Below are 20,033 nucleotides of genomic sequence, written 5' to 3' on the forward strand. Positions count from 1 at the left end.
CGTTATCCCCAACTAATCCGTCCAACAGCGTCCTCACGCCAGCGGGCGCCCGCGATGTGCTGAGACCATCGCCAAACTTAGGCAAAATGCTCGGAATACTAATTATCGTTGTGCTCATTTAACACCAAAGATGGGCACAGAAAGCGTGATCCGCCCGCCACGCACTCCCAGAAATCATGAGAAAAATCTCCAATATATCGGCAGCCCAGCCTAATCCAACGGTAACGTGAGCATCGGCCATCTGGCCGAATTGCATTTGTTGTACTCATGGCGGGGCAAAGATTTTATGGAGCAGCCGCTTCTCATTCATATCCACGTGCCGAAATGCGCCGGCACCACTGTCGAGAAGCATTTTGCCCAGCAGCTCGGCGAGCGTTTTTGGGTTCCGCGCAAGCGGACCCGCAGATTGCCATTGAGCCTTTTCAGACGGAAGTACCGCGCTGGACTTCCCGAGCATCCTGATCAGATCAAAGCCGTATCGGGCCATTTCATCGGCAAATCGGTCGAAGGATTGTTTCCGAACCGCCGCATTGTGCGCTCCATCATCCTTCGCCAGCCCGAAAGCATGATGATGTCGTATTACAACTTCCGCATGATGCGTTATCTGCTGGAAGGCCAGCACGCTTATTCGTTTTTGCTCTTCCTGCGCGCGACCCGCGTCAATCCGATGGCCCATTTCCTCCTCGAGCGCTGGCTCGAACTCCCATGGATCGAATTGATCCGGCTGTCCGAGGAGCGGAAGATCGAGCTTCTGGACGAAGCCCTGGCCGAGGTCGACTACGTCGCCGACATTCGCCAAGCCGACAGCCTCATCGAAAAAGTCTCGGCCGAACTCGACATCCGTCCCGTTGCGCCGAGACGGAATGCGGCGGAAGAGAAGCAAGTAAAAACGGGCTGGAAGATCTTGAAGCTCGAAGACCTGACGCCTTCCGAGCATGCACTGCTCAAATCCCGCACCGCGCTCGACGATTACCTTTGGAAGCGGTGGGTGCAGAAAGACCAAAAAGCCTTTGATCGCCGCGATCAAAGCAACTTCGCCTACAGTGAATTCGTGCGGCCGAGATATCAGGTGGAGCGGCGGATCGCGCGCCGCTTTGGCTCTCCATTGGTGAGCAGCACATGACCGGCCTGCCCAAGTCTTCCCTGCTGGCGCAGATCGAAAGCATCGCACTCGCGGCGGGACAAATCATTTTGGAAGTTCGCCAAGCCGGCGCCAGCGTCGAACATAAGGGCGACGGCAGTCCCGTGACCGAAGCCGATCGGCGGGCGGAAGAGTGGATCGCGCGAGAGCTGCAGCGCCTCGATTCCTCAATTCCTATCGTAGGCGAGGAAGCCGCGAGCGCTGGTGAATTTAGCGGCGCCACGGAAAAAACCTTTTTCCTCGTCGATCCGCTCGACGGCACGAAAGAGTTCATCCGGGGCAAATCGGATTTCACAGTCAATATCTGCCTTGTCGAACACGGTCGCCCGTGCATGGGCGTCGTTGTGGCGCCGGCCCGGGGCGAGCTCTACAGCGGCGATGGCAGCGTCTCCTACAAATGCGATCTCTTCAGCGACGGGACGATCCGCCAGCGCTCCCGCATCAGCACTGCCACGCCATCAGATGCCCTCTCCGCCGTTGCCAGCGCATCGCACGAGAATACTGAGACCAAGGAATTCCTGGAGAGGATCGCAGTTGGCAAAAAGTTGTCTGTCGGATCGTCTCTGAAGTTCTGCCTGGTCGCGACCGGAGAGGCGGACATCTATCCCCGCTTCGGCACGACCATGCAGTGGGATACGGCGGCGGGCGATGCCGTCCTGCGCGGTGCAGGCGGATGCACATTGACGTGCGACGGCCAGGAACTCGAATACGGCGCGACATCAAATGAGATGCAGGCGTTGAGAAATCCGCACTTCGTCTCGTTTGGCGGCAGCGCTGACGCGTTGCGCGCACTTCTGCGCGTCTCAGCGCTGCAAGATTTGCAGTTAGCGGCACCGTGACGGAACAAGGGGGGAAAGCATGAAGCCGTTACCGGAGATCGAGCGTGCATCGAGCAGATCCAAGCTCGCACCTCGCTCGCGCTGCGAACTCCAGTGGAAAGACTCTCCGGTCACGAAGCGCGACCGCGCCGGACTTAAGACACAGAGGCCGTGTTGCATTTGGCTTACCGGCCTCTCTGGAGCCGGAAAAACGACCCTGGCCAATGTGCTCGACGAGGCGCTCCACAGCACCGGGCGTCACACGTTCGTGCTTGACGGTGACCGCTGCCGCGACGGCATTTGCAGCGATCTCGACTTCTCGCCCGAAGGCCGCATGGAGAATGTCCGCCGCGTCTCCGAAGTCGCGAAGCTGATGGTCGATGCCGGCCTCATCGTGATCGTCTCACTTATCTCGCCGCTGATCGTGCAAAGGCAGCGAGCGCGCAAGCTCTTCGAGCCTGGCGAATTTCTCGAGGTGTACCTCAACACGCCGCTCGCAACCTGCGAACAGCGGGACGCCAAGGGCCTTTATAAGAAAGCGCGGCAGGGCATTATCCCGGACTTCACAGGCATTTCCTCAGCCTACGAGCCGCCGGAAAGCCCGGAACTTGTGCTCAATGGAGAAGCGGCGATCAGCGATCTCCTCCGTCAAATGCTCCAGGTTTTGAAGCAGCCCGTGGACCTCGAAGCCGTGTGCCTCAAAGCAAGCTGAAGAAGCAACGCCGACGCTCACTTCACGGCCATCGCCTGCCGCAGAACTGAAAAGAGCCGCGGGTCCGACGACTGCACGACGTTGAAGCGAAGGAAGGCAGACGCCATTTGCGCAGCGCTGAACACATTCCCCGGCGCCAGCACGATGTCCTGTCCCAAGGCCGCACGCGCAAGGTCCGCTGAATCATGCCCGTCCGGCAGCTGGCACCAGAGATGGAAGCCGCCGCGCGGCATCAGCCACGGCTCGATGCCCAGCGCCTGCAATCGCGCCGCCGTCCGGCGCCGCGCTGCCGCAAGACGCCGGCGCAAGTCCTCCATATGCTTCCGGTAGCCTCCCCCGGCCAACACGTTCGCAATGAGCTCTGTAGCGACGGGACTTGGGCCACCGAAATGGGTCGCAACCTGAAGATCGATAAGATCCTCAATCAGGTCGGCGCGCGCGGCGATGTAGCCACAGCGGACCGAAGCGGACAGGGCTTTAGAGAAACTGCCGATCCGGATCACGCGATCAAGACCATCGAGCACAGCAAGCCGCGGCGATGGCTCGGGTTCGAAATCGGCGTAGATATCGTCTTCGATAATCGTCAGGCCGTGATCGGAAGCTGCACGCAAAAGCCGGTATGCGATTTGCGGCGAGAGGGTCGCTCCGGTGGGGTTATGCAGCGCAGAGTTCGTGATGTAGACGCGAGGCTTTTCCGCCGCGAGCACCGATTCGAGCTTAGTCGTATCGGGACCCGAGCGCGTGAAGGGCACACTCACGACCCGCACTTGATGTGCGCGAAGCAACGCCTGGAAATTGAAATAGCAGGGATCATCCACCAGCGCCGTGTCGCCGGGACGGAGAAGCAGGCGGCAGACGAGATCGATGGATTGCGTCCCAGATGATGTCAGCAGCAGCTGCTCGGGCCCGATCTCTAGACCTTCTTCGGCGAACCTTCCAAGCAGCAGCCGCCGCAACAGCGGAGACCCACGCGATCCGCCGTAACCTGAAAGAATGGTGTCATCCGCACGGGCAACATGCCGAAGCGCACGGCGAAGCGCATCATTGGGGAGGTACTCCGCCGGCAGCCAGCCACAGCCGGGCATCATGACCTCGCGGTCGGCATCGAGCGACTGGCGTGAGACCCAGAACGGATCGACCGCGCGCTCGCGTTGAGGCAGCGCGCTCGCGAGGCTGAGCGGCGGCAGACCGGCACTCGTGACGTAAAAGCCTGAGCCCGGCCTCGCACGAATGAGCCCTTCGGCGGCCAGCCGGTCGTAGGCTTCCACCACCGTCGACGGAGCAACCCGCATCGTCGCCGCGAAACTCCGGATCGAAGGCAGCCGATCGCCGGCAGCGAGTGCGCGGCTCGCGATCTTGGCCCGGATCGCGGCCATCACCGCCTCGGTACGTGAAACGTCGCGTTGCATCCACCCTCCCCGACTGTACCGTCATCGTATCAGTACAGTTTTGCAGGATTGTACCGAAACGTAGCTGGCTCAGCCAGTCCAGAATGCCTAAACGTCCGCCTTGAGCAGCATCGAGGCGGCAATGACACGAATATCGGATGGATGGGGCAGCGGACTTTTAGGCGTGCTGATTTTCAGCGGCTCGTTGCCGGCGACACGCGTCGCCGTTGCGGACATACCGCCGTTATTCCTCACGTCGGCTCGCGCGGTGATCGCGGCGCTCCTTGGAGCGGCCTTCCTCATTGGCCTGCGGCAGGTTTGGCCCGCCCGCAGCGACTTCAAGCCTCTTGCGATCGTGGCGCTTGGCGCCGTCGTCGGATTCCCGCTTCTAACGGCCATAGCGCTTCAGCACATCACCGCGGCGCACTCCATCGTCTTTATCGGGCTTCTACCGCTCGCGACGGCAGTCTTCGGCGTACTCCGCGGCGGCGAGAGGCCCAACCCTGCGTTCTGGTTCTTTTCGTGTCTCGGTAGCGCGGCAGTCGCGGGCTTTGCGCTTTTCAATGGCGCCAGGGGTACGTTGCTCGGCGACTTACTGATGATCGCCGCCGTCCTCGTCTGCGGACTGGCTTACGCCGAAGGCGCAACGCTCTCCCGGCGGCTCGGAGGCTGGCAGGTGATCTCGTGGGCCCTCATTCTTTCGCTTCCGCCGATGGCGCTCGTCGCGCTTCTATCGATGCCGCCATCGCTGCCGGAGATCGGCAGCCCCGCGTGGCTGGGCTTCGCCTATGTATCCACCTTCAGCATGCTGATTGGATTTATCTTCTGGTATCGCGGCCTCGCCCGTGGCGGCATTGCGGGCGTTGGCCAGCTGCAATTGCTTCAGCCATTCTTCGGGCTGACGCTGACGGCAATGCTGCTACACGAACCCATTGCTTGGCCGATGATCGCAGCAGCAGGAATCGTCGTGCTGTGTGTCGCCGCGGCCAAGCGCTATGCATGATGCTGGAACAGCGACGCGGGCCGGAGGCAGATGGACAACTGCCATCATCACCTCCGGCCCACGACCCACGCCGCCAAATCGGAATTCAATCGTTTCGCTCGTCGCGAAGCAGACCTCTTACTGATTGTTCTTCTGGTTATTCTGCTGCTGTTGGCCCTCGGTTCCAGCACCCGCGCCCGTAGATGCGCCCTGCTCTTCCGGATGCGCATCCGCGTAGGCCTTCCACTCGTCAGGGGTGATCTCCCCGTTCTTGTTCGCATCGATCTCGTTGAAGTCCGGCACCTTGCCAGACTGAGTGGAGACGAAAGAGGTCCATTCATCCTTGGAGATCGAAAAATCGCGGCTGGTGTCGGCGTCGGAGAAACGGCCGAATTGTTTTTCGCCAGCGGCCGCCCTTCTCTCTGCTTCAGGTTCCTTGCCGAGCGTAATTCCGCCCGCATATGCCGGAGCCAATCCCGCCATCATGACAAACGCCGCCGAAAAGATTCGATACATGACGCATCCTCTGTTGTTGTTATGCGGCGGCAACGGCGAGGAGAAAGCGATCGTTCCGGGAAGTTCTGGCAGATCTCATCGGGACACGTTGCTCGGCCTACCAGCCCGTACGTCGAAGCCGATCAGCTTCCGTCATACCTGCTGTTCGACGCGCTTGGCCTTACGAGTGGCGTGGACGAATGCCACCACGAATATGATGGAAAGCAAGAGAACGATGGTCGGCGCCGGCGCACTGTCGATGAAGAACGACAGATAGACACCGAGGAAGGAACCGGCCGCTGCGATGATCACGGAGAGGATCAGCATCGTCTTGAACTGACGCGTCAGCAGGAACGCGATGGCTCCAGGCGCAATCAGCATCGCGATGGCAAGGATGATGCCGACGGCCTGCAGCGCGCCGACGATCGTTAACGAGATCACGCATAGCAGTCCGTAGTGCAGCAGGTTGACACGAAGACCCACGGCTTTCGCCTGAGCTGGATCGAACGCGTGGAGCAGGAAGTCCTTCCACTTGATTGCGAGGACGCCGGCGGTGATCGCAGCGATGAGCGCCGACCCTCCGATGTCGCGCCAGGAGAAGCCTAACATATCGCCGAACAGGATGTGATCGAGGTGCACGTCCGACTTGATCTTGACGTAGAGCACGAGACCGAACCCGAACATGCCGGAGAACACGATGCCCATCACCGTATCCTGCTTGATGCGGCTATTGTCCTTCAGAAAGCCTGTGGCGACAGCGCAAAGCATACCGGCGGCGAAGGCACCGATCGCATAGGGAAATCCGACAATGTAGGCGATGACGACGCCGGGAAACACGGCGTGAGAAATCGCGTCGCCCATCAGCGACCAGCCCTTCAGCACCATGAAGCAGGAAAGCAGCGCCGTCGGGATCGCCACCAGCACCGAGATGATGAGCGCGTTGACCATGAACTCGAACTGGAACGGGCTTAGCAGCGTTTCGACGATGCTCATGGGCCTGCCTCGAATTCCTGAGCCGCACGGCGGCGGGCCGCCAGCATTCCGTGCTTCGGCGCGAACACGAATGCAGCCAGAAAGATCAGAGTTTGCAGGCACACGATGATGCCGCCCGTCGCGCCGTCGAGGAAGTAGCTCACATAGGCGCCTGTGAAGCTCGTGACCGCGCCGATCGCTACCGCGATGACGAGCAGCCGCGGGAAGCGGTCGCTTAGCAGATACGCCGTCGCGCCGGGCGTCACCACCATGCAGATGACGAGGAAGGCGCCGACCGTCTGGAGGGCGGCCACCGTCGAGGCGGCGAGAAGCGTGAAGAACATGATCTTGAGACCGGTCGTATTCAGGCCGATGGAGCGCGCGTGAGTCTCATCGAAGAAGACGACCATCAGGTCCTTCCACTTGATCAGCAAAATAGCGAGCGCGACGAAGCCGATGATGACGAGTTGGATCGTGTCGCCGGGCGTGATCGCCAGAATGTTGCCGAGCACGATGGTCTGGATGTTCACCGAGGTCGGCGAGAGTGAAACCATGAAGAGACCGAGCCCGAAGAAGGCGGAGAAGATCAGTCCGATGATGGCGTCTTCCTTCAGCTTCGTACGTTGATTGAGGAAGAGCATGGCGGCAGCGGCAAGGCCGCCGGAGAAGAAAGCGCCGATCGCGAATGGAAGCCCGAGCAAGTAAGCGCCGGCGACGCCCGGCACAATGGAATGCGACAGCGCATCGCCGATCAGAGACCAGCCCTTGAGCATCAGGAAGCAGGACAGGAACGCGCATACACCGCCGACGAGAGCGGACACCCACATCGCGTTCAGCATGTAGTCGTACGTGAAGGGTTCCAGGAGGACAGTCATCGGCCCCCGGCTCCATTACCCTCACCCGGCGTGCGTGCCGTTGCCTTACCGCCATGAAGTATGAGCGGCCGCTCATCATCGCTGATGACACCGATGGCACGCAGCTGTCCGCCCGCAGGTTCGGTCAGGACGAAGTGACGAAGCACGCCGCCGAACGTCCGTTCAAGATTCTCCTGCGTGAACGTATCGACCGTCGGACCATAGGCGACGACCGCGCCCTTCAGCAGAATAGTCCGGTCGCAGAACTCAGGCACTGAGCCGAGATTGTGCGTCGAGACGAGCATGACGCGCCCTTCGTCGCGAAGCTCGCTCAAAAGTTTGATGATCTGGTCCTCGGTCTTCACGTCGACGCCAGTGAAGGGCTCGTCCAGCAGGATGACGCGGCTGTCCTGCGCCAGAGCGCGGGCGAGGAAGACGCGCTTCTTTTGCCCGCCGGAAAGCTCTCCGATCTGGCGCTTGCGGTACTCGCTCATGTTGACGCGATTGAGTGCCGTCGAGACAGCGTCACGATCGATCGCCTTGGGACGGCGCATCATGCCCATATGCCCGTAGCGGCCCATCATCACGACGTCCTCGACAAGAACTGGAAAGTTCCAATCGACCTCCTCGGCCTGCGGCACGTACGCGACCTGGTTCCGCTGCAGCGCCTTCCCCACCGGCATGCCGAGAACGCGGATCTCGCCTTCGGCGAGACGGACAAAGCCCATGATCGCCTTGAACAGCGTCGACTTGCCGGAGCCGTTGACTCCGACAAGCGCTGTGATGGTGCCAGCCGGGATTTCGAAACTGGCGTCCCGAAGCGCGGTATGACCATTGCGATAGGTGACGCTCGCACCCTTCACCGCAATACCCGGCCCCGCGTCCGAAGACGCGAAGCCGGCCAGATTTTTGACGGGTCCCGTCACTCCGATAGCCCCTCGGCGATCCTGTCGGATGTGACGCGAAGCAGGTCGATGTAGGTCGGAACCTCGCCATCGGCTTCCGTCAGCGAGTCGACGTAGAGCACGCCGCCATACTTGGCGCCCGTCTCACGCGCGACCTGTTCGGCGGGAGCCGGAGAGATGGTGCTTTCGGAGAAGACGACCGAAATGCCGTTCGCCTTCACCGCATCGATGACCTTGCGCACCTGCTGCGGTGTGCCCTGCTGATCGGCATTGATGGGCCACAGGTAGAGCTCCTTCAAACCGAAATCCCGCGCGAGATAAGAGAATGCCCCCTCGCTGGAAACCAGCCAGCGCTTGTCTTCCGGAACCTTGTCGAGCTTGGCCTTGATCGGATCGATCGCCGCTGTGATCTTCGCTTTATAGGCCTCGGCATTCGCCTTGTAGGTATCGGCGTTGGCCGGATCGTGCTTCACGAAGGCATCGCGAATGTTGTCGACGTAAACCAGAGCCGCCGTGGGCGACATCCAGGCATGCGGGTTCGGCTTGCCCGTATACGGACCTTCGGCAATGCCGATGGGCTCGACCCCTTCCGACACCACAACACCCGGCACGTTCTTCAGGTTATGAAAGAACTTCTCGAACCACAGTTCGAGATTGAGGCCGTTCCAGAAAATGAGCTTCGCGCCTTGTGCCCGCCGGATATCGCCTGGCGTCGGCTGGTAATTGTGAATCTCGGCTCCGGGCTTGGTGATCGATTCAACGATCGCAGCATCGCCTGCAACGTTACGCGCGATGTCGGCGATGACCGTGAAGGTCGTGACCGCCTTGAACTTCTCCTGAGCGGCTATCGGCAAGGCAGAAAGGACTGCCGCGACTGCTGCCCCCATGACTCCCACCAAAACCCGCCGCATCACCCCATAGGGCATCAAGCTCTCTCCTATTTGCAAATGACAATGAATTGCATCTTTGTACGCAGTTCGGAATCATTTGCAACTAGGTGCGGCATTGCCTTGGCCGTATAGTTCGAGGGCAGTGGGACATCTCAGCCTCGGACAGGGCCGGGCTTGCTGGCGCTCGAAACATCTTGCGGGCGGCCATCACTGACCCTGGTCATTCGGGCCTATCGACAAGCTACTGGTCCAGCTTTAGCGTTTCCCAAAGTTCGGGACGTCCGATATGAAGGCCCGCCGCGACAGCGCGCGGCTTTGGCAAGCTGCAAAAAAGTTGACCCCAGTGTTCCGACAGTCTTCAAGCCCGACAAGTCCAGGCAATGGCCATTAGACCCAGAAGCGCCGTTGCATCAGCTCTGGCAGTCGCCATGAGAGACTTCGGACTAGGATCTCAAACAGTTTTGAAGATCGGCATGCTCGCGCCCCTCACGGGACCGCTGAAGGCTTGGGCGGTTCCTGGCTTGAACGGCAGTCTCATTTGGGTCGAGCGGATCAACGCCGCCGGCGGCCTGAAAGTTGGCAGCCGAAAGTACATGCTCGAGCTCGTCCAATTCGATACCCAGTATCAGCCAGAACGGGCCCTGCAAGGCGCACGAAAACTGATCATGGAGGATGGCGTGAAGCTCATTCTCATGATCGGCGGCGACGATCTGACGGGGGAAGTCAGACGCCTTATCAGCCAGCACCGCATGCTCGTCGCCACCCTTCTGCCGAGCGATCTCTCACCCGACGTGCCGACGCTGATCGCGCCTAGCGAAGTTCATCCAATCTACAACGTCACGGGCGTCGAGTGGCTGAAGCGAACGCACCCCGAGGTCAAGACGGCGGCATTGTGCGCCCAGCGAGATCTCCTCGGGCTGCCATCGATCGCGACCTACAGAGCAGCCTTCGAGGCGGCAGGCATCGAGCTTGTCGCCGAGCGCGTATTTGAGCCGGAAACCAGCGATTTCGGGCCGATCGTCGACGACCTGATGGCAAAGAAACCCGACATCCTCTGTTGGGACACGGCATACGAACCATTTGTCCACGCGCTTACGATCGAAGCGTTCAAGCGCGGCTTCCGCGGCCGGCTCCTGTCCTGCACATGCGATAACTACCCGGAGCTTATCCGGCGCACGAGCGTCGAGTTCATGGAAGGCTTCGTCTTCCAGTTCCCGGATTTCGATGACCCTCGCCTCACAGAGGGCCACGTGAATTTCGAGGACCCCGGCAAATTCTACGAAGAGTTCTGCCGACGCTTCCCGGGAACGTGGAGCGCTGTGTCGTGGGAATACGCTTCGACGCTGGAACTCTGGAAATCGGCCGTACAGCGAGCGCGCACGTTCGAGCCCTTCTCGGTCCTTGCCGCAATGAAGGTCGGCGGGATTGGTCCCCACGCCTTCGGCGAAGCCAAGTGGTGGGGCAAGGAACTGTTCGGGATCGATAACGCGCTCGTTGGTGATTGGCCCGTCGTCGCCATCGTCAACGGCAAGGCAAGAATCCAAGAGTTCGGCTCGATCTCGGACTGGTGGTCAAAGCACCGGTCAATCCTCCTCAAGCACATGAGGTCGATGAACATGATGTGGGACCAGCGCGAACAGCGCGCCGCTTCAACCGACACTCCTGATCGCCTGACAACTCACGATTCGTAAATCATGTCTTCGTGGGCATTGGCGACGTAAAGCTTGATGATCTCGACGGCCGTCTCGACATTTCGCCGTTCGATCGCATCGTAGAGCGATCTGAACATGAGCTGGATGCTCTTGATCTTCGCTGGCGTCAGAGCCTGCTGCCGGGATGCAGCCCACTGCGGATGGCGACGGACCTCGTGCACAATGCCGTACATCGCGACGATCAGCGAGTTGTGCGTACCGCGCGCGATCGCCATCATGAACTGCTCCTCCAACATCGCGAACGTGGCTGATTCAGTGACGATCGCCTCAAGGCGCGTGAGCTGATTTTGAAGATCGGCGATGTCACGGGTCGTCATGTAAATCGTTGCGAGGCGCGTCATCTCCGGCGCCAAAACGGAACTCGCGATGTTCAGCGCGAACGGAGACGCAGTCTCGGCGAGCTGATCGATATCGACATGGGAAGAGGCGCGCTCATTCCTACCGTCGCCAGCTGGACGCTTTCTTTGATAGGAAACAAAAGTGCCGCTTCCCGCACGGCGCGCAACGATGCCGTAAGCGGTCAAGAAGTCGAGCGCTTGGCGTATGGCGGCACGGCTATCGCCGAATTCACTCGCCAAGTCGCGCTCGGCGGGAATGCGCGTGCCGAAAGGATATTCGCCCGAGGCGCAGCGCGCGAACAGCCGCGTGGCGATCTCCTTCACTCGCGGCGTGACGAGCGGATGACGCGTGACGTCATCGATCCACGGGGGCGCTTCGAAGTCATAAGTGTCGGACATGTTTTCGGCTCGCGCTCATGCGGTATTAAATTTCGGATGGGATTTCTTCGGCTTGCCGCTGACGGCGGACCTCGTGAAACACCTGCGGCCCCAGTAGAGCAGTCAGAGCAACAGCGGCCTCCAGAGTAGCGCAGTCGTCCGAGAGCGCGGACGAAAGCGTGCGTTGGCGATCCGCGAAATCCACAGCCTTCGCTGCATAGATCGAAAAGACGGATGCAGTCCCTGCGGTCTCGTCATCCGGCAATGCGAGCAAGCGAACCTCCGGCGACTTGGAACCCAGAACTCCCTTGAGCGTCGATGCGAGAACGCGCGTCTGCGTCATCACGAGTTCGGATGTGAGATCCGCGGCATCGGCAAGCAGAAGATTGAAGCGCGTGATCGCCAGCGCGCCCTCCGCGAGCTGCCGGTACCGGTGCCGCCGCGCTTCGAGCAGAGCACCGGGAACCATTGTTGCAAGCCGGAAATGGAATGAGGTCGCGCCCGTCATCGGTACATCGAGCCTCGCGATATCAGCGACTACATCGCTCCAATCTTGTTCTGCTTTGCGAAAAGCACGACGTGCCTCACCAACGTCGCCGCCGATGAGATGCGCGACACCCGCGTTCGCGCGTGCAGCCGCGAGCGATGCCGTCGGAGCAGCTGCGCCTTCCAACATCGCCGCCGCGCGAAGCCACCCGCTAGCAGCATCGTTGATCCGTGTACCACCCATTGCCGAAAACGCCAGCACGGTTTCGTCAGTCCACTTTTCAATATCGGCCACGTTCGAGCTCGCGATTCAATTTCGGGAGAGCTTCAGGGATGCGATATGCATACAGAATTCGCTTTTCTCGGACAAAAGACAACCTATTTCGACCAATATCGCCCAAAATAGTTTCGCAGTTGCGATAAGCGCGCTAAGTGCAATGAGCATCAGTAATATATGACTTCCGTGCCTGCGAAATGACCAAAAGTCCTTTCCTTCTGATGATTTTTTTGACTTGCAGGGAATTCACCGCCTCATAACATGGTCGCGTCGGGCTAATTGCGGTAATTTCTGGTTTAAATTGGTTCAGATCGCAAAATCATCAGCTTGCGTCAGCCACCGCCAGAGTTCGACGGGGGATCGTGCTCTTTGCTTCACGCGGCGGCGCCGCCTCTGCGCTCCGCTCGGGGATCGATCACAGCACGACGTTTTGTCTGTGGGCAGGCTTGGTTGGAGCGATCATGACAATACAAACCGAAGTGCTTTCTGCCGGACATGGGCTTAGCGCCCATTCCGGAAAACTCGTACGAGCAATCGACTGGAGGGGAGCATTTTGGGTCGCGAGCGGCGTCCCGGCTCTTGTCTTGTTTTCAATCGGCGGCATCGCGGGCGTAGCGGGCAAGGTCGCCTTTCTCGTCTGGTTCGTCTCGATGCTCATGGGACTGATTCAGTCTTTCACCTACGCCGAGATCGCCGGCCTCTTCCCGAACAAATCGGGCGGCGCTTCGGTCTACGGCGCGGCAGCCTGGGTCAGGTACTCGAAGCTCATCGCACCGCTATCGGTCTGGTGTAATTGGTTTGCATGGTCGCCCGTGCTCTCGCTCGGTTGCTCCATCGCGGCCGCATATATTCTGAATTCCCTGGCAGGCATTCCCCCGGCGGACGCGCCCCAAGTCGCCGCCTGGGTGAGTGCACATAGCGCATCGATCCCGCTCGACTCGCCTCGCATCGCGGAGTGGCTCGCAGCAAACCAAGGAAAGACGGCAGCAGACGCTGTCTCCGCCCTCCTTTCCGCGGATGCTATTGCCGCGCTGACACCGTCAATTCGCAACTGGTCGCTCTTCCACGGATCGCTTGGACCCGTGTCGTTCTCATTCAACGCCGCCTTCTTCATCGGCGCGGTACTGATGCTGGTTACATTCGCGATCCAGCACCGCGGTATTCTTGGGACGGCAAACGTTCAAAAGTATATCGGGCTCGCCGTGATCATTCCGATGTTCATCGTCGGCGTGGTGCCGATCATAACGGGTCAGATCAACTGGTCGAACTTCACGCCCATCGAACCACTGAAAGCCGCCTATGCTCCGGAGATCGGCAGTTGGGACATTCCCGGCTGGACGCTCGTTCTCGGCGCCATGTTCATTGCTGCCTGGTCGACGTACGGCTTCGAAACGGCGATCTGCTACACGAGTGAATTCCGCGATCCTGGCCGCGATACGTTCAAAGCAATCTTTTACTCCGGCCTGCTTTGCCTCGTGCTCTTCACGCTCGTGCCCTTCACGTTCCAAGGGGTATTGGGCCTCGAAGGCATGCTCGAGCCGTCCATCGTCGATGGCTCCGGCGTAGCGGCGGCCATGGCCAACATGGTTGGTCACGGCGGGACGCTCACCAGCCTGCTCGTCATGCTGATGATCCTGGCGCTCATGCTCTGCCTGATGACAGCAATGGCCGGCTCATCGCGTACGCTTTACCAGGGCTCGCGCGACGGCTGGCTGCCGCGCTACCTCAGCCACGTCAACGAGCATGGCGCTCCAACGCGCGCCATGTGGACCGACCTCGTGATCAATCTTGCGGTCCTCGCAATCGCCTGTGCCGACGCCACGAGTTTCTTCTTCATTCTCGCGGTTTCCAACTGCGGGTACATCATCTTCAACTTCCTGAACCTCAACGCGGGCTGGATCCATCGCGTCGATAACGCAACGGCCCATCGTCCATGGCGCGCACCGACCTTCGTGCTCGCCCTCGGCACGGTGTTCGCGTTCGTGAATGCCGTCTTCATGGGCGCGGGTGCAAAGGTCTGGAACCCGATCGCGTTGTGGGCAGGCCTGTTCACCGCGTTCCTGATTATACCTGTGTTTGTCTTCCGTCACTACGTGCAGGACAAGGGCGTTTTTCCAGCACACATGCTCGAGGACCTCGGGCTCAGCCAGAGCGATTTGAAAACGCGTAAGGCCGGGGGGCTTCCCTATCTCGTGCTCGCAGCCGGCTTGGCCGTCGTGCTCGTCTCTAACTGGTTCTTCCAACTGCCTTCCTAAGAAACAATTCAACCGGAGCGGCTTTCGCCGCTCCGGCCTCTCTGATGACGTTCCGCAGATCCCAAGAACACCAGGGCTTTCGCGGATTAAGGGAGCACTTAATGACTGCAAGCACCATCAAAAGTCGCCCGATTTACCCGGGGCTCACTCCGGATCTCAATGCGCAACACAACATCATCGTCTGTGACAAAGCGGGAACGACGGCGGTTTCAGAATTATTCTCACGCGCCGACATCGCGTTCGCCGAACGCACGACCATCATTCTTGCTGACAGCCTGACCGATACCGAGAGCAAAGCGCTTACGCGCGAACTCGCTCCGGCTGCCATTGAAATGCAACCGACTCTTGCCGATGGGATCGCTCGACTCCGGCAGCTTCTCGAAACGGCGCCGATGGGCATGCGCCTTTATGCGGCTGGCACAGAGCCGCTCATCGGTCTGGTTGTCCAGGCAGGGATCGATTTCTCCATCGATCACTTGTCGATCAGAACTGAACATCGTGGGTCATTGAAGCGCCGCGTCCAGTGCGTGCACTGCAAGGGATACATCGAGGACGTCACCACGAACCCTGTGAAATGCATCCGTTGCGGTACCATTCTGCTTGTCCGCGACCACTATTCCAGACGTCTCGCCGCGTTCCAGGGTGTGTGCATCGACGCCGAAGTTCCAGGCGATATTCCTGCAGCGGAGGCGTTATATCAATGAGCGGAAATTCTCTCCGGCGCGTTCGCGTCGCCGAGGTTGAAGCCGTGGCAAACCGCATTAAGCGCTTCCGCCTCGTCGACATCGACAATGCTCCGTTATCGGAATTTTCAGGCGGATCACACATCTCTGTCGTCATGCACGCCGGCAGCAGGCTGATGCGCAACCCCTACTCTCTCATGGGCTCGCCGAAGGATACGTCGAGCTATCAGATCAGCGTATTGAACGTCGAACCCTCACGTGGCGGCTCGAAGTTCATGCACGAAAGCGTTAAAGTCGGATCGGAACTCGAGATCGGGCAGCCGCTCAATCTCTTCCCTCCGGCCAAGCTCGCGAAGAAGCATGTGTTCGTTGCAGGCGGCATCGGCATCACGCCGTTCATGGCGATGATGGACGAGCTTGATGCGCTCCACGCGGATTTTGAGCTTCACTACGGCGTTCGCTCGCTCAAAGACGGCGCCTACTGCAAATATCTGCAATCGCGTTACGGTTCTCGCGTCAATGTTTATCGCCAGGATCTGGGACAGCTGATTCCCCTCAAGACAGTTTTGCGTGGTCAACTCCTAGGCACGCATATGTATGTCTGTGGGCCAAAGCCAATGATCGACTGGGCATTGCAAACAGCAAAGCTGCTCGGCTGGCCGGACGAGAACGTGCACTCCGAACAGTTCAGTGCCCCGCCGCCAGGCAAACCTTTCGTCGTCAAGCTAGCCCGTTCCGGTCGCGAAATTGTTGTGAGCGGACATCAGAGCATTCTCGAAGCACTCGAAGAGAATGGCGTTGACGCACCGTTTCTCTGCCGTGGCGGCGCATGCGGCCAATGCGAGACGGCTGTGCTCTCCTGCGACGGCTTCATCGAGCACAACGATCATTTCCTGACCGAACCCGAGAAGGCCGAAGGCAAGAAGATCATGATTTGCATGTCGCGCATCCAATCCGCATCGATCACGCTCGATCTCTGATCGCAACTTCAGAAAAGACTTCCGTGGAGACCTTGGAATGGGACTGACTTTTAGAGACGAGACCTTTCGAGACGATTTCACGTACGCGAACAGCCCTGAAAACATCCGGCGCTTTCCGTTTCCGTTCATCGAAGATCAATACCGCTACTCGGTCAACATTGAGCCGCACACGCCTGGCCCCAAAGGATCGCCATTCGAATTCCCGTTTGACATCGACGAACATTATGTTTCCGAGATGCGCGACCGGGCGCTTGTTCTCGAGGCCGACCCCCTCCGATGCCAGGCGCTGCCGCACATGATGACGGCTCAGTGGGACATGCTCGAACTCATCATGACGTCACTCGCTCGCGACTATCCCGAGCATTTCACGCTCAATCGCGACGGCTCTCAGTGGCATTGGATCAATCGGCCGCTCGGCATCGACCAGAAGTTCACGTTCCTTGATGCGGGCACGCTTCCCTTCGAGCCGATGGAATACATCGGCCGTCAGGTGCAGGGCGACTTTTCGATTCAAGACCAGCGCGACAACCAGCTTTGGATGGATGCGGGCATCATCACGTCGCAGGCCGACTGGTCGCTAGATTTCGACGTCGGCATGAACTTTTTCGAATGGCACGGGCCAGTGCCGCTGGCGCACGAGGCTGGCGTGTTCGAACGCGCGCTCAAGTTCCTGCTCAATCTCCAGATCGGCAAGCCGGTCCGCCGCTTGAACTGGACGATGACGATCAATCCGCGTCTCGATACGAGCCCCGAAAACTACCATAAGTGGGGCACCGACCGAACGACGGTGACGCCGGAGAATGCCGGCAAGAAGGTGCACCTTCGCGTCGAAATGCAGGGTCTCTTCAGGCTGCCGCGCTCGAATGCAATCCTGTTCTCCATCCGTGGCTACCTGATGAGCCTCGAGCAGATCGTAACGGTGCCGAAATGGGGCCGTCGCCTGCCGCGCGTCCTACGCTCATTGCCCCAGGAGCTCGTCGATTACAAAGGCCTCACCCGGTATCGCGAAACGGCAATCGCATACCTTTCCAAATACGACGATGGCGCCCCCACCTCGCCTGGCGGAGGCCCGGACTAAGCGATCTTTCCAACGACCGTTTTCCAAAACAGAAGCCCGCAAAATCAAAAGCAAGAGGTACGTCTCATGTCCCTAGCCGATTTGCCACGTCAATCCATTCTCAACGATCGCCACCGGGCGAATGGCGGCGATCTAGAGGCAGTGTCGTGGAACAACATGCCACTTCCGCAAACGTATGCGACCGATCCCTACGCAGAAGTCGAAGCCGTGCGCTGCCGCGCAGGCCTTTTCGATGTTTCTTCTTTGCAAATCCTGAACGTGTCGGGGCCGGACGCACCGAACCTGCTCAATTACGTGCTGACGTCCGACATCACCAAAGCAAAGCCGGGTAACTCGCATATTTCCAATATCGTCAACGAGAACGGCGGACTGATCGACGACGTTCTCGTCTACGTGGACAGTCCAACCGAGTACCGCCTTTCCCACGGAGCAGGCAAAACCGAAGAGGTCATCCGCGCGCACGCACCGAAGTACGACGTGAAGGTTGAGCGGGATGACGACGTGCACGTTCTCGCCTTGCAAGGCCCTCTCTCACTGGAAATTCTCGCGCCGCATACGCCGATGGATCTAGCTGGGCTTGGCTATTTCAAACACGGAACGTCCACCCTCTTCGGAACTCCTGTTCGCCTCGCGCGCGGCGGCTATTCGGCCGAGCTTGGATATGAAGTTTTCTGCGCAGCCAAGGATGCTCACAAGATCTGGGATTCTATTCTGGCGGCAGGCAAGGACAAAGGCCTTATCCCAGTATCGTGGGCATGTCTCGATATCGTGCGCGTCGAAGGCGGCTTGCTGTTCTTCCCGTGCGAGATGACGAACGAAGATACGACCCCATGGGAAGTGAAGGCCGACTGGAGCGTCGATCTCTCGAAGCCGGACTTCATCGGCAAGAAAGCGCTCATTGAGAAGAAGGGCAAGGAACGAACCTTTGTTACGGGCCTGGAGGTCGATCATACGTCAGCAGTCGCTCCCGGCTCGAAGATTCTTGCGAATGGCAAGCAGGTCGGTGTCGTCACCAGCACGACCTACAGCAGGCATCTGATGAAATCGCTGGCGATGGCACATATCGAGCCCGCTTATACCAAGCTCGGCACGGAGCTGGTCGTTCAGGACGGCGGTGACTGGCCCGCGACTGTGGTGCGGATGCCCTTCTACGACCCTCTCCGCCTCCGCACGCACCCGCGCGACGAAGCCTAACTCAAGCCCCGGCACGGACAGGAAATCCTAGCGAATAGATTTTTCGGAAGGGAACAACATGGCAGAGCGAATAGCGATTATTGGCGCCGGCCCCAGCGGCATGGCGGTTTTGCGCGCATTCGAAAGCGCGCGTCGAAAGGGGGCAGATATCCCCGAAATGGTCTGTTACGAGCGGCAAAAAGATTGCGGCGGCATCTGGAACTACACGTGGCGCACGGGCACGGATGAATTCGGCGAGCCAGTTCACGCGAGCATGTATCGCTATCTTTGGTCGAACGGGCCGAAGGAATGCTTAGAGTTCGCCGACTACTCGTTCGAAGAGCATTTCGGACGGCCAATACCGTCGTTTCCGCCGCGGGCCGTGCTGCACGACTACATCAAGGGCCGCATCGAACGCAGCGGCATCATGCACTACATCAAGCTCAGCACCGCAGTTCGCAACGTCACCTTCAACGAGGACACGCAAAAGTTCACCGTTACGGTGAAGGATCTCGTCGCCGACACGCTGACATCATCGGAATTCGACTACGTCTTCTGCGGCAGCGGCCACTTCTCGACGCCTAATATTCCGGAATTTCCCGGTTTGACGACATTCCTCGGCCGCACGCTGCACTCACACGACTTCCGCTCGGCGGACGAGTTTGCGGGCAAGGACGTGCTGTGCGTCGGCGCGAGCTACTCGTCGGAAGACATCGGCATTCAGTGCTATAAGTATGGCGCCAAGTCCGTCACGTTCTCATGGCGCACGAAGCCGATGGGCTTCAAGTGGCCGGCCCGCATGGACGAAGTCCCCTTGCTCGAGCGCGTTGAAGGCAAGACGGCCTATTTCAAGGATGGCACGAAGAAGGACGTCGATGCGATCATCCTGTGCACGGGTTATCTGCACCACCATCCGTTCATGGAAGATTCGCTGCGTCTCAAGTCGCGCAACCGGCTTTATCCGCCGAACCTCTACAAAGGTATCTTCTGGATCGACAATCCGAAGCTGATGTACATCGGCATGCAGGATCAGTTCTACACGTTCAATATGTTCGATGCTCAGGCGTGGTACGCGCGAGACGTCGTTCTCGGACGCATCAAGTTGCCGTCGAAGTCGGATATGTTCGCCGATATCCAGAAGTGGACGGAGCAGGAAGAAGCCCTGCCCGATGCGACCGCCGCGATCGACTTTCAGACAGAGTATGTCCGCGATCTCATCACGCCGACTGACTACCCGCGCCTCGACGTCGATACAGTCGCGAAGATGTTCAAGGAGTGGGAACATCACAAAATGGAAGACATCCTGACCTATCGCGACCGTTCGCACAAATCGGTGCTGACCGGCACGCAGGCGCCAATCCATCACACGCCATGGATGAAAGCCACGGACGACTCGATGGAAGCGTTTCTCAACCAGCCAACCAAAATGGTCGCTGCCGAGTAGCCTGGCGATACGATTAGAAACCAAAACAATGGACCGGCCGCGCGCCGCTGGTCCATCTCCCCATTTCCATAT

General features: G+C 59.4%; 19 protein-coding genes. 11 read left to right on the forward strand and 8 right to left on the reverse strand.

Going from position 1 to position 20,033, the window contains the following annotated elements; translation table 11 throughout:
• Nucleotides 1-286: 286 nt before the first annotated feature.
• Genes VFG26_RS13070 through cysC form a run of 3 tightly spaced genes read left to right on the forward strand, consistent with a single transcriptional unit; the run spans nt 287 to nt 2,671 of the window.
• Nucleotides 287-1,123 carry a hypothetical protein gene (locus tag VFG26_RS13070; protein WP_325025950.1) on the forward strand — a complete coding sequence of 279 codons (837 nt, stop codon included), beginning with the start codon at nt 287-289 and terminating at the stop codon, nt 1,121-1,123.
• Nucleotides 1,120-1,980 carry a 3'(2'),5'-bisphosphate nucleotidase CysQ gene (cysQ, locus tag VFG26_RS13075; protein ID WP_325025952.1) on the forward strand — a complete coding sequence of 287 codons (861 nt, stop codon included), beginning with the start codon at nt 1,120-1,122 and terminating at the stop codon, nt 1,978-1,980. The genes VFG26_RS13070 and cysQ overlap by 4 nt, the downstream gene beginning before the upstream one ends.
• Nucleotides 1,981-1,999: 19 nt before the next feature.
• Nucleotides 2,000-2,671: an adenylyl-sulfate kinase gene (gene cysC, locus VFG26_RS13080; RefSeq protein WP_325025954.1), complete on the forward strand. Its 672-nt coding sequence runs from the start codon at nt 2,000-2,002 to the stop codon at nt 2,669-2,671.
• A gap of 17 nt (nt 2,672-2,688) precedes the next feature.
• On the opposite strand, the gene VFG26_RS13085 is transcribed toward cysC, so the two are convergent.
• Nucleotides 2,689-4,080, reverse strand: coding sequence for a PLP-dependent aminotransferase family protein (locus VFG26_RS13085; RefSeq protein ID WP_325025956.1), 1,392 nt, complete (start codon nt 4,078-4,080; stop codon nt 2,689-2,691).
• 121 nt (nt 4,081-4,201) lie between these two features.
• On the opposite strand from VFG26_RS13085, the gene VFG26_RS13090 reads away from it, so the two are divergent.
• On the forward strand, nt 4,202-5,062 hold the full coding sequence (locus tag VFG26_RS13090) for a DMT family transporter (RefSeq protein WP_325025958.1): 861 nt from the start codon (nt 4,202-4,204) through the stop codon (nt 5,060-5,062).
• Nucleotides 5,063-5,179: 117 nt separating this feature from the next.
• Here the strand turns inward: VFG26_RS13090 and VFG26_RS13095 are convergent, their stop codons facing one another.
• The 5 genes from VFG26_RS13095 to VFG26_RS13115 all read right to left on the reverse strand — a co-directional run bounded on the left by VFG26_RS13095 (nt 5,180) and on the right by VFG26_RS13115 (nt 9,193).
• Nucleotides 5,180-5,557, reverse strand: coding sequence for an EF-hand domain-containing protein (locus VFG26_RS13095; RefSeq protein WP_325025960.1), 378 nt, complete (start codon nt 5,555-5,557; stop codon nt 5,180-5,182).
• Nucleotides 5,558-5,689: 132 nt separating this feature from the next.
• Nucleotides 5,690-6,529, reverse strand: a complete 840-nt coding sequence (locus VFG26_RS13100; RefSeq protein WP_325025962.1) for a metal ABC transporter permease — start codon at nt 6,527-6,529, stop codon at nt 5,690-5,692.
• Entirely contained in the window at nt 6,526-7,383 is an 858-nt protein-coding gene (locus VFG26_RS13105; protein ID WP_325025964.1) for a metal ABC transporter permease, read from the reverse strand. The genes VFG26_RS13100 and VFG26_RS13105 overlap by 4 nt, the downstream gene beginning before the upstream one ends.
• Nucleotides 7,380-8,288 (reverse strand): manganese/iron ABC transporter ATP-binding protein, encoded by a 909-nt coding sequence (locus VFG26_RS13110; protein ID WP_325025966.1) that lies wholly within the window; start codon nt 8,286-8,288, stop codon nt 7,380-7,382. The genes VFG26_RS13105 and VFG26_RS13110 overlap by 4 nt, the downstream gene beginning before the upstream one ends.
• Nucleotides 8,285-9,193: a metal ABC transporter substrate-binding protein gene (locus VFG26_RS13115; protein ID WP_414653294.1), complete on the reverse strand. Its 909-nt coding sequence runs from the start codon at nt 9,191-9,193 to the stop codon at nt 8,285-8,287. The genes VFG26_RS13110 and VFG26_RS13115 overlap by 4 nt, the downstream gene beginning before the upstream one ends.
• Nucleotides 9,194-9,630: 437 nt before the next feature.
• On the opposite strand from VFG26_RS13115, the gene VFG26_RS13120 reads away from it, so the two are divergent.
• Entirely contained in the window at nt 9,631-10,848 is a 1,218-nt protein-coding gene (locus tag VFG26_RS13120; protein WP_325025970.1) for an ABC transporter substrate-binding protein, read from the forward strand.
• On the opposite strand, the gene VFG26_RS13125 is transcribed toward VFG26_RS13120, so the two are convergent.
• Both VFG26_RS13125 and VFG26_RS13130 read right to left on the reverse strand, forming a co-directional pair.
• Nucleotides 10,836-11,606 (reverse strand): FadR/GntR family transcriptional regulator, encoded by a 771-nt coding sequence (locus VFG26_RS13125; RefSeq protein WP_325025971.1) that lies wholly within the window; start codon nt 11,604-11,606, stop codon nt 10,836-10,838. The genes VFG26_RS13120 and VFG26_RS13125 overlap by 13 nt on opposite strands.
• Nucleotides 11,607-11,631: 25 nt before the next feature.
• A complete protein-coding gene (locus VFG26_RS13130; RefSeq protein ID WP_325025973.1) occupies nt 11,632-12,366 on the reverse strand; it encodes a hypothetical protein in 735 nt (244 codons plus the stop codon).
• 443 nt (nt 12,367-12,809) lie between these two features.
• Between VFG26_RS13130 and VFG26_RS13135 the strand changes: the two genes are divergently transcribed.
• The 6 genes from VFG26_RS13135 (at nt 12,810) to VFG26_RS13160 (ending at nt 19,961) form a co-directional block, all read left to right on the forward strand.
• Entirely contained in the window at nt 12,810-14,603 is a 1,794-nt protein-coding gene (locus tag VFG26_RS13135; protein WP_325025975.1) for an APC family permease, read from the forward strand.
• 101 nt (nt 14,604-14,704) lie between these two features.
• Nucleotides 14,705-15,307 carry a dimethylamine monooxygenase subunit DmmA family protein gene (locus tag VFG26_RS13140; protein WP_325025976.1) on the forward strand — a complete coding sequence of 201 codons (603 nt, stop codon included), beginning with the start codon at nt 14,705-14,707 and terminating at the stop codon, nt 15,305-15,307.
• A complete protein-coding gene (locus VFG26_RS13145) occupies nt 15,304-16,266 on the forward strand; it encodes a PDR/VanB family oxidoreductase (protein WP_325025978.1) in 963 nt (320 codons plus the stop codon). The genes VFG26_RS13140 and VFG26_RS13145 overlap by 4 nt, the downstream gene beginning before the upstream one ends.
• A 37-nt stretch (nt 16,267-16,303) precedes the next feature.
• Complete coding sequence (locus VFG26_RS13150; protein WP_325025980.1) at nt 16,304-17,344, forward strand: DUF3445 domain-containing protein; 1,041 nt, start codon at nt 16,304-16,306, stop codon at nt 17,342-17,344.
• A 66-nt stretch (nt 17,345-17,410) separates the two neighbouring features.
• Nucleotides 17,411-18,538, forward strand: coding sequence for an aminomethyltransferase family protein (locus VFG26_RS13155; protein WP_325025982.1), 1,128 nt, complete (start codon nt 17,411-17,413; stop codon nt 18,536-18,538).
• A gap of 58 nt (nt 18,539-18,596) precedes the next feature.
• Nucleotides 18,597-19,961, forward strand: a complete 1,365-nt coding sequence (locus VFG26_RS13160; RefSeq protein ID WP_325025984.1) for an NAD(P)/FAD-dependent oxidoreductase — start codon at nt 18,597-18,599, stop codon at nt 19,959-19,961.
• Nucleotides 19,962-20,033 lie beyond the last annotated feature (72 nt).

Source organism: Hyphomicrobium sp. (genome assembly GCF_035687085.1).
In the GTDB taxonomy this organism is placed as follows: domain Bacteria; phylum Pseudomonadota; class Alphaproteobacteria; order Rhizobiales; family Hyphomicrobiaceae; genus Hyphomicrobium_B.

What these genes read in the sequence shown, in the direction of transcription:
- VFG26_RS13070 (WP_325025950.1), top strand. Translation starts at nt 287, where the DNA reads ATGGAGCAGCCGCTTCTCATTCATATCCACGTGCCGAAATGCGCCGGC.
- cysQ (WP_325025952.1), top strand. Translation starts at nt 1,120, where the DNA reads ATGACCGGCCTGCCCAAGTCTTCCCTGCTGGCGCAGATCGAAAGCATC.
- cysC (WP_325025954.1), top strand. Translation starts at nt 2,000, where the DNA reads ATGAAGCCGTTACCGGAGATCGAGCGTGCATCGAGCAGATCCAAGCTC.
- VFG26_RS13085 (WP_325025956.1), bottom strand. Translation starts at nt 4,080, where the DNA reads ATGCAACGCGACGTTTCACGTACCGAGGCGGTGATGGCCGCGATCCGG.
- VFG26_RS13090 (WP_325025958.1), top strand. Translation starts at nt 4,202, where the DNA reads ATGACACGAATATCGGATGGATGGGGCAGCGGACTTTTAGGCGTGCTG.
- VFG26_RS13095 (WP_325025960.1), bottom strand. Translation starts at nt 5,557, where the DNA reads ATGTATCGAATCTTTTCGGCGGCGTTTGTCATGATGGCGGGATTGGCT.
- VFG26_RS13100 (WP_325025962.1), bottom strand. Translation starts at nt 6,529, where the DNA reads ATGAGCATCGTCGAAACGCTGCTAAGCCCGTTCCAGTTCGAGTTCATG.
- VFG26_RS13105 (WP_325025964.1), bottom strand. Translation starts at nt 7,383, where the DNA reads ATGACTGTCCTCCTGGAACCCTTCACGTACGACTACATGCTGAACGCG.
- VFG26_RS13115 (WP_414653294.1), bottom strand. Translation starts at nt 9,193, where the DNA reads ATGCCCTATGGGGTGATGCGGCGGGTTTTGGTGGGAGTCATGGGGGCA.
- VFG26_RS13120 (WP_325025970.1), top strand. Translation starts at nt 9,631, where the DNA reads ATGCTCGCGCCCCTCACGGGACCGCTGAAGGCTTGGGCGGTTCCTGGC.
- VFG26_RS13125 (WP_325025971.1), bottom strand. Translation starts at nt 11,606, where the DNA reads ATGTCCGACACTTATGACTTCGAAGCGCCCCCGTGGATCGATGACGTC.
- VFG26_RS13135 (WP_325025975.1), top strand. Translation starts at nt 12,810, where the DNA reads ATGACAATACAAACCGAAGTGCTTTCTGCCGGACATGGGCTTAGCGCC.
- VFG26_RS13140 (WP_325025976.1), top strand. Translation starts at nt 14,705, where the DNA reads ATGACTGCAAGCACCATCAAAAGTCGCCCGATTTACCCGGGGCTCACT.
- VFG26_RS13145 (WP_325025978.1), top strand. Translation starts at nt 15,304, where the DNA reads ATGAGCGGAAATTCTCTCCGGCGCGTTCGCGTCGCCGAGGTTGAAGCC.
- VFG26_RS13150 (WP_325025980.1), top strand. Translation starts at nt 16,304, where the DNA reads ATGGGACTGACTTTTAGAGACGAGACCTTTCGAGACGATTTCACGTAC.
- VFG26_RS13155 (WP_325025982.1), top strand. Translation starts at nt 17,411, where the DNA reads ATGTCCCTAGCCGATTTGCCACGTCAATCCATTCTCAACGATCGCCAC.
- VFG26_RS13160 (WP_325025984.1), top strand. Translation starts at nt 18,597, where the DNA reads ATGGCAGAGCGAATAGCGATTATTGGCGCCGGCCCCAGCGGCATGGCG.